The organism is Paraburkholderia sp. IMGN_8, from assembly GCF_038050405.1.
Classification (GTDB): domain Bacteria; phylum Pseudomonadota; class Gammaproteobacteria; order Burkholderiales; family Burkholderiaceae; genus Paraburkholderia.
In genome coordinates, this window is record NZ_CP150900.1 from 3,615,354 (window position 1) to 3,628,168 (window position 12,815).

Consider the following 12,815-nt stretch of genomic DNA (forward strand, 5'->3'; position numbering starts at 1 on the left):
ATGTCACTGACAAAAGACTGGGCAACGGAATGCAGGCATCCGTCTCCCAATGTACTGTTTGCGCTCCCTAACGCAATCTATTTCCTGTTGAAGTTCCGGTCTGACCTTGCGTCCTTTGAACACCAGACCATTGAAGGCCGGATAACGCTGTATTTCTGGTGGAAGGCTTACGGCGAGCGCGACTATCCGGATTTCGAGTGGGTTCTCGGTAAATCGGAGGTCGCGTATGTAAAGCAATTGGATGCAGAGGCGCTGATCGACAAGTATCCGCGTGCAATCAGTTTTTGGCTTGCCGGCAATGGCCCAGACATTCTGGATGACAAGGCCCTGCTTGAAGCATTGCTTAAGAGCGATCTGGCGATCGGGCCCACCCGTGCCCGACTGCCACGCTTCATGACGCTCCTCGTCAACGCGCGAGCGGATTTGCGCACTCATATTGATCTTGGATCCTTTTCGGGGCAACTGGCCGCGTTAAGCTGGTGGGAAACACATGGTCAGTTTGAATATCCCCGGCTGTCATGGTCACCCAATCCAGTATGGGATAGCCTGAACGAATTGGGCGGCGAGCAGAACGCAACCCTGATCGGCGTTCCGGCATTCCTCGAACTGCTCGTGAACAGCCGCCATGATTTACGCGCCAGCCTGGACATGACAACGTTCGCAGGACGCTTTGGCGCATTGATCTGGTGGGACGAGCACGGGAAATTCGAGTACCCGAGGCTGGTCTGGCAAACTTCGCCCGTCATTCACCAGTTGAACCAGATTGTGCGCGACGAGAAGGGGACACTGATCGATGTTCCGCGTTTTCTCGCGCCACTCGTCAGCAGCAGACCGGACCTGAGCCGCGAGATCGATCTCGATAGCTTTCATGGCCGATTCGCCATGCTCCTCTGGTGGGATGTGCATGGCAAGCGCGAATACCGGCGCCTCGACTGGCCGACGGCCAAGATATTCGACCGGCTCAATGAACTCGATGACGGGGACAAGCAGGGACTTTTCCGTGTACCGCATTTTCTGCCGCTTCTGGTCAGGAGCCGATCGGATCTGCAATCACTATTTGATCTCGATACGTTTCGGGGCCGGCTGGATGCGATGAATTGGTGGATCGGATCCGGCCAACGGGAATATCCGAGTCTTCAATGGAAACTCCAGGAAAGTCTGAACGACCTGATGCGAATGGAGTTAACACCTCCGACAGCAATGGCACTGCCTCGGCTCCTGCTCTCGATCCGTGAAAGCAGGCCGGATCTGGCCGCGGCCTTCGACATCGGAACCACGAAGGGTGCGTTGGCACTGATCTCGTGGTGGCACACCTCCGGCAGAGGCGAGTATCCACAGCTCCGGCACCTTCGCGTAATGCCGACCGAGATCCGGGAGCAGGCCTTCAATGCGATCAAGCCTGAACAGGCGAGCATGCTGACACGGCCGTTTGGTGTGAATATTGTGGGTTTTCCTCAAGGCGTGCTTGGGCTAGGCGAGGACGCTCGGATGGCCGCGCAGGCAATACAACTCGGCGGTTTCGACGTCGCACTAATCAATGCACCCATGAGCGGGCCGCCACGAATTGATACGTCGGTCGACCATCTGCTGCGCGACGACCTCGCCTACCAGGTCAGTCTGTTCTGCCTTCCGCCGCCCGAGATGGTGCGGCTGACGCTCGAAGGCGGCCGTCGACTCATTGAGTCAGATACCTACAAGATTGGCGCCTGGCCGTGGGAGTTGCCTCACTGGCCGAGTGCGTTCGGGCAATCCCACGAGTTCGTTGACGAGATCTGGGCCCAAAGCCGCTTCGTGGAGGCCGTGTATGCAAGGCTTGGTCGGACCAAAGTGCGGCACATGCCCATGGCTGTGGTCATTCCAACGCCGCAAACGACTGACCGCAAGCGCTTTCGCCTTCCCGACGACGATTTCCTGTTCTATCTGATGTTCGACGGAAATTCCTGGCTGACACGAAAGAATCCCGTGGCAGGGATCATGGCATTCAAACAAGCCTTCGCGAAGGAGACAAGCGGCGTCGGCCTGGTCATCAAGGCGATGAACGCTCGCGACGACGATCCGACCTGGCGGCAGGTCCGCGAACTGGCGGCAGCAGACGATCGTATCCATATCGTCTCCGAGCGGCTGAATCGGCAGGACACCATTGATTTCATGGCCTGCTGCAACGCCTACATTTCGCTGCATCGAAGCGAAGGCTTCGGTCGTGTCATTGCAGAGGCGATGGCGTTGGGTCAGCCTGTCGTCGCAACCAATTTCTCGGGTAACGTGGATTTTTGCGACGAGCAGACAGCGTTCCTTGTCGACGGCGAGTTGGTTCCGCTGCGCCCCGGAGACTATTTGTTCCACGAAGGACAATACTGGTGTGATCCTGACGTAGGGATTGCTGCCAGCCAGATTGCCCGGGCGTTCGGCGACGCAGACCTGCGCGAGCGTATTGCCAAGGCCGGTCGCGCACGCATCGAAAGAGACCATTCGATGGCGGCGGTGGCACGCGCATATGCGCAGCGCCTGGACGAAATTCGAAAGGCGGTCGGACGATGAGACTGCTGATCTGTGCACCAGACATCTTCGAAGGCGATGCCGTCGGCAACCACTGCCTTGGGCTGGCTACCATGGCAGCGCATTCAGGGTGGAATGCGCTAGCGTACGCCCAGCGCTTCGATACTTCGATATCGCATGTGCAGCCAATTGAATCGCTTTTTTCGGAGGTGACAAGCGAGGATCTTCTGTACGTCAGTTATTCAATTGTCGACCCACTCCTCGATCGGCTACTTGCCTTGCCGTGCAGAAAGATTTGTTATTTCCACGGGGTCACCGACCCCGCCTTGTTGCGTGAATTCGAGCCGGTGACGGCCGACCTTTGCGAGCAGGCATTTTCGCAATTGCCGCGGCTGGCAGGATTTGATGTCATCGTCGCCAACTCGATGCATGTGGCTCACGACCTCGCACCCTATGTCGACGTTTCGAGTATCGTTGTCATCCCCCCCGTCTTCGAAAGTTTGCCGACATTTGGGGACAACGCGATTGCACACCGCAATCCGAATACGTTCAACATGCTGGTGCTTGGCCGCGTTGTGCCGCACAAGCGAGTGGAAGATGCCATCGAGGTATTCGCGCGCGTTGTCGAGGGAGGTGTCGACGCCACGATGACGATCGTCGGCAGCATGCCGAATTACGATTACAGCAAATACCTGCTCAAACGCGCACGCGCGCTTGGGATACTGACACGTATCGATTTCACGGGAATGGTCGACGATGCAGATCTGCTGTCGAGTTATGACCGCGCTTCGCTGCTGCTTTCGATGAGCCGCCATGAGGGCTTCTGCATTCCCGCGCTCGAGGCAATGCACCGCGGCATTCCCGCGGTGGTGCGGGCCGGCCATGCTGCCGCTGAAGTGGTAAATGATGCCGGACTAGTCATCAACGAACGCGAGACAGCGGGCCAGATAGCCGATCAGATTATCGCGCTGCGCAATGATGCCTCCCGTTGGGACGCATTGACACAGCGCGCGCGCGCGCGTGCGGGCGTCCTGTTGGAACGAACGTCTTGGCGGCATTGGGCGGAGGTGTTCGACTGTGCTCTTCGAGGGACCGACACGCCATGAGTGTTTTGCTGAGCGGCTTCAACAGTCAACCGGAATTCCTCCACACGCAGGATGCGTCACACGCAAACGAAGTCCTTCTGCGCGCAAGCGATTCTGTTTGGCAAGCCGTACTTGTCGTACGCTGACGCAACGGGGAGAAACGCATGACCGGGCTTAAATTCATTCTGACAACGTATAGCACCGCGTTTACCGTCAGTGGTGGCGGCGAATCAGAACTCGTGCAGGTTGCCGAAATCCTCAAGGCGTCCGGCGTCCATACCGACATCTACGGCATCGGTAGCCGTCCGCTTAACTTCTACGATGGCGTGATTCATTTCTCGGTGCATGCCGACAGCCACGCCATATTGCGCGAAGCGGCAATCAGAAATAAGCGCATCTTCCTCTGGCCAAACGTCTGGTGGCTCGGCCCCATTCCGGCCAGTGAGGTCGAGCGTATTCAGGAAATCACGCGTATCGCGCATAAGCTGTTATTCAAGTCCCACGCGGAACTCGAGAATTTTACGCAATACATCCCGGTGCCAGCGGAGAAAATCGAAGTCCTGCCCACCTGCGTATCGAACCGCTTTCTGGCGCAGCCCGACAAAGATCTGCTATCGACGGTTTCAAATAGTACAGACTTCGCACTATGCCTGGGGCTGATCGAGCCGATCAAGAATCAGCTACAGACCATCAGAGCCTTGAATGAACTTCAGCTGGACGGGCTGTTCGTGGGAGGCGCACGCGACGACGACTATTATCGGCAATGCGTTGCGGAAGCTCATCCCGGCATCGCCTTCCTGCCGTTCATCCAACCTTGCAGCGCGCTGCTCCGGTCGATCATTGCCAACTGCAATGTGATGGTTGAGCCGAGTATCGATCCGCCTGGCCGATCGAGCCTGGAAGGCGCCATCATGCAGAAACCCTTGGTCATGTCCGACGGCCCCTGGCAGCGCGAGCATTTTGAAAACGGTGTCTGGTACACGGCGACGGACTCCGTGAGCGCAATTGCCTCTGCGATTGCGGGCGCGATCAATGACACCGACCGGGACGCAAAAGTAGCAGCGACTTACGACCGCGTGATGGCACGTCATTCGGCATCGATCATCGGCCCGCAAATCGCTGAACTGCTTGCACGGGAAAGTATTTGAAATGCCGAAGATTCCGCGTCTATTAGTTGTTCAGCGAATCTCGCTCTCCCACGACAGATTGATGTCGCGTTCGATTGCTGCCCGCTTTGGCCCGCTTCTGAACTATATGGCTAACAACGGGATGCTCGAATGGGAAGAGATCGTTGAAAGCGACGTGACCGTTGGACAGTTGCGGCGTTTCGATGCCGTGCTGTTCAACAAGCATAGTTCGAACCGCGCCACCGATGTGATGCGTATGGCCAACGACCTCGGCCTGCGCACCATCTACGATATGGACGACTGGATCATCGACTTGCCGATGTACAGCGTCACCGATCTGAACGACGACTTGCTGGCAAATATCACCTGGCTTATCCGGCAGGCGTCGATTGCCACGGTCTCGAACGACACCCTGCGAAACAAGTTGCGCCGGATCAGGCCGTCGGTTGTAGTCATCCCCAACGGCTTCGATCACCAGGCGCTTCCGTCCGACCCATCGAGCTGGCGCGAAGCGAACCCGCCGAAGATTCTGTTCTCGAACACGGATGGCATCAAGCTCGTCCAATTCAGAAAGGAATTTTTCAAGGTCGTTGTCGATTTCTTGCAGCGTCACCCTGATGTCGCGTTTGAATTCTGGGGTGACGGATTCCCCGAGATGTCGCGAATTCCGCGGCTGGTGTCGAAGGGCTTTCTGGAAAATTCGGCGTATAAGGCGGCTATCCGGGATGCGGGCTATATGTTTTCGATCGTGCCGCTAGGCGGACGTGAGGATCCCGATGCGCTGTTCTTTAACAGCTGCAAATCGTGCATCAAGTACATCGATTACGGCAGTCTCGGTATCCCCGGCATCTATTCGCGATCTCCCGTGTACGAGGACGCGGTCTCGCACGGCGATACTGGCCTTCTGGTGAATAACACGGCCGAAGAGTGGGCCAGCGCGATGGAGGAGTTGTACCAGGATCAGCAACTGCGCAATTCGTTGCGGCTGAAAGCTTACGTCGACGCTCGTGAACGGTTCGGCCTCGCCGGACCGGCGAAGACCTTCCTCGAACTCGTGACCGGCGAGAATCCGGTCTAAACGGGACACACCGACATGGATCTCTTATTGATCAGGCACGGCCAATCGGTCGCCAACGCCAAAGGATTGCTGATTTCGACCGACAGGGACGGGCTGACCGACCTTGGCAAAACCCAATCGATCAATCTCGCCGCTACGCTCGAACGATTTGCCTTCCAGCCATCGCAGATTTATTGCAGTCCATGGGCACGCGCACGTCAGACCGCTGAACTGCTTTTCGGCGAGTCGACGCCGATGACGTTCGACGCACGGCTTGCAGAGACTCATCCAGGTATATACGGATCGTGGCTCGAGACGGATTTCAATCAAGCCTTTCCGGACTTCAACAAGAACATTAGAAATCAGTACGAACAAGGCGAATCGCATCTGCAAATGGCCGAGCGAGTACAAGGGTGGGTCGATTCCGAGGTGCAGCCCCAAGTTCAGAAAGCCGGCCTGATGGTTGCTGTCGCACATGGCGGCCCGATTAGCGTAGTGCTGCAACACCTTCTTGGAGTTCCGATCGAAACGCACTATCCCAGCTTCACCGTGCCGAATGCGTCATTTACCTACCTGAAGTGGCGCGCGGACCTGAACCGTTACTGTCTCGAGCGTGCAGGTCACGTATGAGCAAAACCGTTGCGATATTCGAACCGATCTACGCAGCAGAGCAGACGCTGACCTGCGCTGAGTTTCTGCCGCTCGTACGAGCCGACAATTCGCGCCCCGAGTGGCGCGAGTTCAAGATTCTGATCGACATGTATCGCAACGGCGATCATCGCCGGCACGACTACACGGGACTCTTTTCGCCGAAATTCACGCTGAAATCGAAGATCTCCGGCGCCAGATTCCTTGAGTTCGTGCAGGGCCACCCCGATTCGGATATCTGCTTTATCAATCCCTTTCCGCAACTCGCTTACTGGTCCTACAACGTGTGGATGCAAGGCGAGCAGGCGCACCCTGGCTTGACTGAGGCAACGCAAGCGCTGCTAGATGCAAGCGGCTTTGACTGGACTATCGCGGACACTCCGCGACACGGGCTTGCGTCGCTGGCCTACTGCAATTTCTGGGTGGGCTCGCAGCGGTTTTGGGACGAGTATGTCGGAGGAACATTGCTTCCGATTGCCGACTTTCTCGAAGCCAACCCGTCTCACGACGCAGCACGCGCCGTTATGCTGGACACGACGCATACGGACCCTGCACCGTTCTTGCCCTTCATTGTCGAGCGACTGTTCAGCACTTATATTTCACTGCATCCTGAGATGTCCCGGGCGGCCTACCCGTTCAGCACGCAAGAGGTACGTGACTACTGCATCAACGACTTTGAAAAGCTATTGTTCGAGCGCATGCGGGCGAAAATTGATGAAGCAGACGCCACGGGGGTCTTCGGGCAGGAGCTAGTCGATCAGATGGGTACAGTCTGCGCTTTGTGGCAACAGCATTTTTTTGATTTCTATGCGACGCGACCGCATCCCCATACTGGACAGCCGGTTCGTCTGGACTGAACGGTTGTTGCTTAAGGCTTCACGAACTGAGACTACAAGACAACGCTTTTTTTTGCGGGCTGCATCCAGAGATTTGGCATCCTTTACTACGCTGCCACACGCATTCACATTCCGGTAAGACGGTATCTCAAGGCGAATAACGAACGCTAATCACCTCGATCCCGCGGTCGTTCTCCGGTTGGCGCTTTCAGTGAGACAAGCACACACAACCGGGCCGTTTCGGCGGCCGCTTTGCTACAGATGCAACCTGTTTCAGTCCGTACGACAAGCGCCCCTTCCAGCGGCCCATAACTACGATTGACGAGAGGTACCATGCAATCGGCACCGATCCACCCAGACGACGACATGTTTCATGGCTCCCACGAGCATTACGCGTCGGTCGGCACTCAGATGGCAGATTTTGTTTCACATGCGGTCGAGCTTGCGAAAGGCGATTCACCAAACATTCTTGAACTGCCATGTGGTTACGGGCGGGTGACACGCCACCTTGTCTCTCGATTCGACCCCAAGCGGATACACGTGGCCGACATCATGGTGCCATCCGTTGATTTCTGCGTAGAGAAATTTAGCGTCAAAGGTTACTACATTGTCGATCCAGTCTATGAGTTTCAGAATGTCCCTGAGGCATTCTTTAACGTTGCCGCGCTCGGATCGCTGATCACTCACTTGTCCGGACGGAATGCCCGGACAGTAATGAAGCACTTTTTCAAAAAGTTGAAAGCTGATGGGGTTGCAGTAGTCACGACGCATGGTGCGCGCTCACGCGAGATCCTGGAGACAGTAGATTGCTACCAGATCGGAGACGCCGCGCGCGCACATTTGCTAACTAGCTAAGACGCAGGTGAGTTCGGATTCGTCAACTACATGCCCGACCATTCGCTCGAAGCCAAGACGGTCGATTACATCGGAGACAGCTACGGAATTGCCCTGATTCCGCATAACTGGGTGAGTGACGTCTGCGACGAGAATGGCCTGACCATTCTCGAACATCGTCCTGGCGGATGGGACAACCATCAAGACGTGTTTTTTATCTCCCGCTGAATACGAAAGGTCGCCGAGGGTTGCGGGTCGGCCGGTTGGCTGCCTGCATGGCGACAGACAAATGCCGATAAGTAAAGCTGCTGCCAGAAAAAGCCACCTCGATTCTTTGCGCCCGCATTCCGAACCAATCACGATTCTTTTTGGTTAGATGTCGACTTCAGTCAGTGCAACACGGCTTCGGTTATGATTAACGCTCGGTAAGAATCTGGAAGACTTGCTTAACGCAGGAGTGCCATGATTTCAGCGGACAGTTTTTTCCTCACCCGAAAGCAAAAGCTTCTCGCCGGCCTGGATCAGGAACATAGTCTCGGCCTGGAAATCGGGGCGCTATGCCGGCCGTTTCTTCTAAGAGACGACGGCCCCGTCATCTACGTCGATCACGCCAACACGCAAACGCTGCGTACCAAGTACAAAGACGACCCCAGCGTCGACGTAAATGCTATCGTCGAAGTGGATGCCGTATGGGGCGCCGACACGCTTCAGCAAGCTCTGGGAGGAAAACGGGTCGACTATGTGGTTGCATCACATGTGATAGAGCATGTGCCGGATCTCATAGCGTGGTTGAGCGAGTTGCGTTCCATTCTGAATCCCGGCGGCGAGGTGCGGTTGATCGTACCGGACAAACGGTTCACATTCGACTATTTCCGCCAAGAGACCCACATCGCTTCGGTCCTGCACAGCAACCTGATACATGCACGGGTACCTCAACCTCAGATCCTAATCGACTACTGCATCAACGTCGCCAAGGTGGATTGCGTCTCAGCCTGGAAGGCGCCTCTCGACCCTTTCTCAACCGAACGGCACCACGATCTCGAAACCGCATTGAATGTAGCGCGGGATTGTCTGGAAAACGGGGCGTATCACGACGTGCATTGCTGGGTTTTTTCGCCCCGCTCGTTTGCACGCCTCTTTCGTGAAATGGCGGAGTTCGACCTCATCGACTTTGCCTGCGGCAACTTCTTCGACACCGATCGGAATGATATTGAGTTCTTTGTTTCGCTCCAGCCATCCGATGACAAATCTCACACCGTGAACAGTTGGCGCCGGATGGAAGCAGAAGCCGGCGACGATGTTCCCGGACGCCCGTTCTGGAAAACCAAGCGGGCGTTGCGATTCGCGCTCAAACGGGGTTGATCCTTGCACGCCACCGCAGAACAGCCCGAGCGAACTCGTCGCTCCCCCTAGCACAGACGCTGAGACTGGTAGCTGCAGCTTCCACCGGCGAAACGCATGTGGGTCGATCTGCCCCGGGGGCACTTACGCAACGCTCTGCGCTACCTGAAAATATTTCGTTGATACAGGGCCACGTGTTTGATGCCGATAGCGCCGCAGGCATTCGGGTCTACAAGGGTCATTTGCAAGCCTCGAACCCGTTCGAGAGTGAGCCATCGAGGATAGGCGTCGATCGGAACAATCAGCACCCCGTCGTCTGCTGTGAACGTCAATTGAGCTGCGTCGCTCGGACCTGGCTGCTTGTCACCCCACCACGCTATTTTGAATCTCGGCGCAGCGCGGCGATCCAGGCAGGCAAACTCAAAGCGAAGCAAGCCCGCACCATGGCCGGAGACGCCAAGCGCGGACACGTCGTAGCTTAATTGCGGATTGGCTCCCGTCACCTTGTAGGTGCCCGACTTGAGGCTCAGATCGTGCGCGGTCGGGGTCAACGCGTCGAACGTCGCGACCTGAGTCATTTTCTTCGACAGCGATTTGTCCGAACGTCCCCAAGCCACCGGAATTTCGGCCAGGTCAGGCGTCGAGAACGACGCATCCTGCAGCGCCGCGCGGAAATCCGCTTCCACAGCCGGCTCGAGCGTCACATCGACAACACCAGGATAACCCGCCTGCGAGGGATCCAGCGGCCCGCCGTCGAGCCAGATCACATGCTGTTCAGCGGACAACCTGGTCACCTTACGCGTCTCGCCGTTGCGCAAACGGATGTCCGTACCAACTGCAAACGCGGACATCGGCGTGCCTGCGTTCAGCAACAAAGCGGATTCGCTTCGGCTTACGCCCCGGTCCCACTGGTCATCCGACAGGTTTCTCGTTGCGACCGTGATGTGCCGCCCCTGATCGGCGGCCATTGCCGGCGTGCTGAAGCCAAGAATGGTGCCGTCTGCCCACGCCGGCGTGTAGTGATCCATGACGAAGCGGTACAACACAGGATCTCGCAACGCGAGGCCGCCGCCGTCGTACGTGATGTTGTCTGCCGCCAGCAGGGCGACACTGGGTAAGTCGCGTGACAGTCGTTCAACCGCTCGCTGCTGTTGCCGAACCGGTGCCATGTTATAGGGTGCCGTGACCGCCATCGTGACCGGCCGACCGAAATAGAAGGTCTGCGCGTTATGAGATGTCAGGTCGAGGTAACCCACACCCGGCGCCAGCTTGCTATTGAGCAATGCATTGAGCTTGACGAACCGCGCCCATTGCTCGTCTTGCACCATGGCGACCCCCACATTAGGCATCCCCACATCCGCCCCGTATTTCACGGGTCCGATTCCTATCGCGGGCGATGTCGCGGACACCGCCGTCGAAAAGGCCAACGTCGTGTAATTCAACGTAGCACTCATCCCTGCGATGACGACGACCAGGGCCGTGCGGTTGAACATACGAGTCGTGCGCCATGCAACGATAGGAATCAAGACGGACCAGCCGAAAATTGCCGCCAGGCCCGCGCGCGACATATCGCCTGGATCGATTCGACCCATCGAATAAGGCGTGAGTAACAGCGCGAACAACATCACAACGACAGCCGGCAAAAACGCCGCGCTCTTGGTGGCGCGATTCTTGACGGCTGAATAGACCATCATCAAACAGAATGCCGGTGCGGCGAGCCACGACATCCGTATCGCTTCGAAAACCAGGCCGGACTTCGCTCCACTGCGGTTCCAACTAGTCTCCCACGGAATGCCATACGCGACCTGATTGATCGGACCGTTCTCGAGCACATACCGGATCGCACCGATCAGCATGGCTGCCAACGGGGTTACCAGGGCGAACACCAGAAACACCGCACAGACCACCGCGAGCGTTTTCCAACCTTCGCGCTCTCCCCCATGCCACATACGCCATATCGCTTCGAGGGCCAAAAAGCCTGATGCGGCAGCGAGCAGCAGACCAGCCGGCGGCACGCCCAGCACAACGATCGACGCCGTCACAAGCCATACCGCGAGCCAGCGTGCAGGCTGAGCCCGCAGCGTGCCGCTGAACCACAGGCACATGAACGGCGTGAAAAACAGAAAAGCCGTTCTGCCGCCGATGAAGAACGTCGAAACTAAGGCAAGGCCCAGGCTTCCGGAAAACTCAAAGAGCGTGAAAAAAGCAACCAGTGACAACAACGCCGAACCCAGCCGATTGGCATCGGCAACGCTGGCCGCCGTTCCGTCATAAAACACGACCGAGAGTAGCCCCGGCAAATCGTCCTCCATGAACCCATGAGGAGAGATATAGCCGACATAGGGAACAACACCCTTAAGGTATGACCACCAGCCAAGCAAGTTCTGCCCAAACTCATAGTCATTCGGTGCAAGTGATGGGCCGAGTGTGTTGCCAAACTTGAAAGCGATCAGCAACCCAAACAACGCGAGCGGCGAAAAGAGCTTTTTATAGCTCCGATTATCATTCCGGCAATACCTGATGTACCGCCTCACGACGTCGAAGACACCGGCCAGAACCAGTGCGACTACAAGGACCTTCAGGCCCCAGGTCGTCGTATATTTGGTGAGCGATCCGTCCGGAAGTGACAGCCGCGCAGGATAGAGGGTTAAAAAGAAAAGCGGCAGTCCCAACTGGCCGAGGAGGATACCTTTAGGTAAAACGCGCAGAATCAGCCGCGATGTAAAGACCGAGGCCAACACTGCCAAGAAAAGCACCCCAATAAGCAGAGGCGCCATTCTGGGGTAGCGCGCAACATCTACCGCGCCAACCAGACCGATTGGCGCGCGGCCAATGACAAGTGCAATCTCGAGCGGTATCAGCGCAAGCAGAAATGCCGAGAACAAACTCAGCCCGACAACCGATGGCGAGACCTGCTTCGATTTGCAGGCCTGCAACCACGACCACACCGCGAGAATCACCAACGCCGACGCGGAAACAAGCTGTATGGTGCTGTCGATCGACTCGCCGGTAATCAATCCCGCGACAACCACCACCGAAGGAATCGACCACCATAGCAGTTGTTCCGAAAGATCTTGCGCGTACTGATATTGAGCACCGAGGTTCTTTAGCTTCCTGATCTGCGCTGCCAGGAATGCCAAACCAAGGAGTAACACACCGATGAAAAACGGCGGCGCGAAGAGATCCTGGAACTTCGTATTCGCTCCCCAGGTGACGCTTCCGACAATGAAATCCGAATACGTCGGCGCAAGCGTGAGTCGCAAGCCAAGCGCGAGAGCGGCAGCGGCCAGAGAGGCCGACGCCACCACCACGCTCATTTTTTCTGTGTTTGTGAGTTGGTTTGGCATTGAACATTTCTTTCGTTGCAAATCAGGCGCGTGCAAGTCGCGCT

Annotated in this window: 10 protein-coding genes; 9 read left to right on the plus strand and 1 reads right to left on the minus strand. The window is 56.9% G+C overall.

What is annotated here, in order from left to right; all coding sequences use genetic code 11:
* The 9 genes from WN982_RS16525 (at position 1) to WN982_RS16565 (ending at position 9,445) form a co-directional block, all read left to right on the plus strand.
* On the plus strand, positions 1-2,538 hold the full coding sequence (locus WN982_RS16525; protein ID WP_341313003.1) for a glycosyltransferase family 4 protein: 2,538 nt from the start codon (positions 1-3) through the stop codon (positions 2,536-2,538).
* The gene (locus WN982_RS16530) at positions 2,535-3,602 is read left to right on the plus strand and encodes a glycosyltransferase (RefSeq protein WP_341313004.1); all 1,068 of its coding nucleotides are present in this window, start codon (positions 2,535-2,537) and stop codon (positions 3,600-3,602) included. Before WN982_RS16525 ends, WN982_RS16530 begins: the two co-directional genes overlap by 4 nt.
* Positions 3,603-3,745: 143 nt before the next feature.
* The gene (locus tag WN982_RS16535; protein WP_341313005.1) at positions 3,746-4,729 is read left to right on the plus strand and encodes a glycosyltransferase; all 984 of its coding nucleotides are present in this window, start codon (positions 3,746-3,748) and stop codon (positions 4,727-4,729) included.
* Between the two features lies 1 nt (position 4,730).
* Positions 4,731-5,786 (plus strand): glycosyltransferase family 1 protein, encoded by a 1,056-nt coding sequence (locus WN982_RS16540; RefSeq protein WP_341313006.1) that lies wholly within the window; start codon positions 4,731-4,733, stop codon positions 5,784-5,786.
* Between the two features lie 15 nt (positions 5,787-5,801).
* Positions 5,802-6,395 (plus strand): histidine phosphatase family protein, encoded by a 594-nt coding sequence (locus WN982_RS16545; RefSeq protein ID WP_341313007.1) that lies wholly within the window; start codon positions 5,802-5,804, stop codon positions 6,393-6,395.
* Complete coding sequence (locus tag WN982_RS16550; protein WP_341313008.1) at positions 6,392-7,270, plus strand: hypothetical protein; 879 nt, start codon at positions 6,392-6,394, stop codon at positions 7,268-7,270. The genes WN982_RS16545 and WN982_RS16550 overlap by 4 nt, the downstream gene beginning before the upstream one ends.
* Positions 7,271-7,582: 312 nt before the next feature.
* Positions 7,583-8,104, plus strand: a complete 522-nt coding sequence (locus WN982_RS16555) for a class I SAM-dependent methyltransferase (RefSeq protein WP_341313009.1) — start codon at positions 7,583-7,585, stop codon at positions 8,102-8,104.
* 30 nt (positions 8,105-8,134) lie between these two features.
* Positions 8,135-8,311: a hypothetical protein gene (locus WN982_RS16560; RefSeq protein WP_341313010.1), complete on the plus strand. Its 177-nt coding sequence runs from the start codon at positions 8,135-8,137 to the stop codon at positions 8,309-8,311.
* 234 nt (positions 8,312-8,545) lie between these two features.
* The gene (locus tag WN982_RS16565; protein ID WP_341313011.1) at positions 8,546-9,445 is read left to right on the plus strand and encodes a methyltransferase domain-containing protein; all 900 of its coding nucleotides are present in this window, start codon (positions 8,546-8,548) and stop codon (positions 9,443-9,445) included.
* Between the two features lie 140 nt (positions 9,446-9,585).
* Here the strand turns inward: WN982_RS16565 and WN982_RS16570 are convergent, their stop codons facing one another.
* Positions 9,586-12,771: a hypothetical protein gene (locus WN982_RS16570; protein WP_341313012.1), complete on the minus strand. Its 3,186-nt coding sequence runs from the start codon at positions 12,769-12,771 to the stop codon at positions 9,586-9,588.
* Positions 12,772-12,815 lie beyond the last annotated feature (44 nt).

Coding starts and splice junctions, on each gene's coding strand:
- WN982_RS16525 (WP_341313003.1), top strand. CDS start 1: ATGTCACTGACAAAAGACTGGGCAACGGAATGCAGGCATCCGTCTCCC.
- WN982_RS16530 (WP_341313004.1), top strand. CDS start 2,535: ATGAGACTGCTGATCTGTGCACCAGACATCTTCGAAGGCGATGCCGTC.
- WN982_RS16535 (WP_341313005.1), top strand. CDS start 3,746: ATGACCGGGCTTAAATTCATTCTGACAACGTATAGCACCGCGTTTACC.
- WN982_RS16540 (WP_341313006.1), top strand. CDS start 4,731: ATGCCGAAGATTCCGCGTCTATTAGTTGTTCAGCGAATCTCGCTCTCC.
- WN982_RS16545 (WP_341313007.1), top strand. CDS start 5,802: ATGGATCTCTTATTGATCAGGCACGGCCAATCGGTCGCCAACGCCAAA.
- WN982_RS16550 (WP_341313008.1), top strand. CDS start 6,392: ATGAGCAAAACCGTTGCGATATTCGAACCGATCTACGCAGCAGAGCAG.
- WN982_RS16555 (WP_341313009.1), top strand. CDS start 7,583: ATGCAATCGGCACCGATCCACCCAGACGACGACATGTTTCATGGCTCC.
- WN982_RS16560 (WP_341313010.1), top strand. CDS start 8,135: ATGCCCGACCATTCGCTCGAAGCCAAGACGGTCGATTACATCGGAGAC.
- WN982_RS16565 (WP_341313011.1), top strand. CDS start 8,546: ATGATTTCAGCGGACAGTTTTTTCCTCACCCGAAAGCAAAAGCTTCTC.
- WN982_RS16570 (WP_341313012.1), bottom strand. CDS start 12,771: ATGCCAAACCAACTCACAAACACAGAAAAAATGAGCGTGGTGGTGGCG.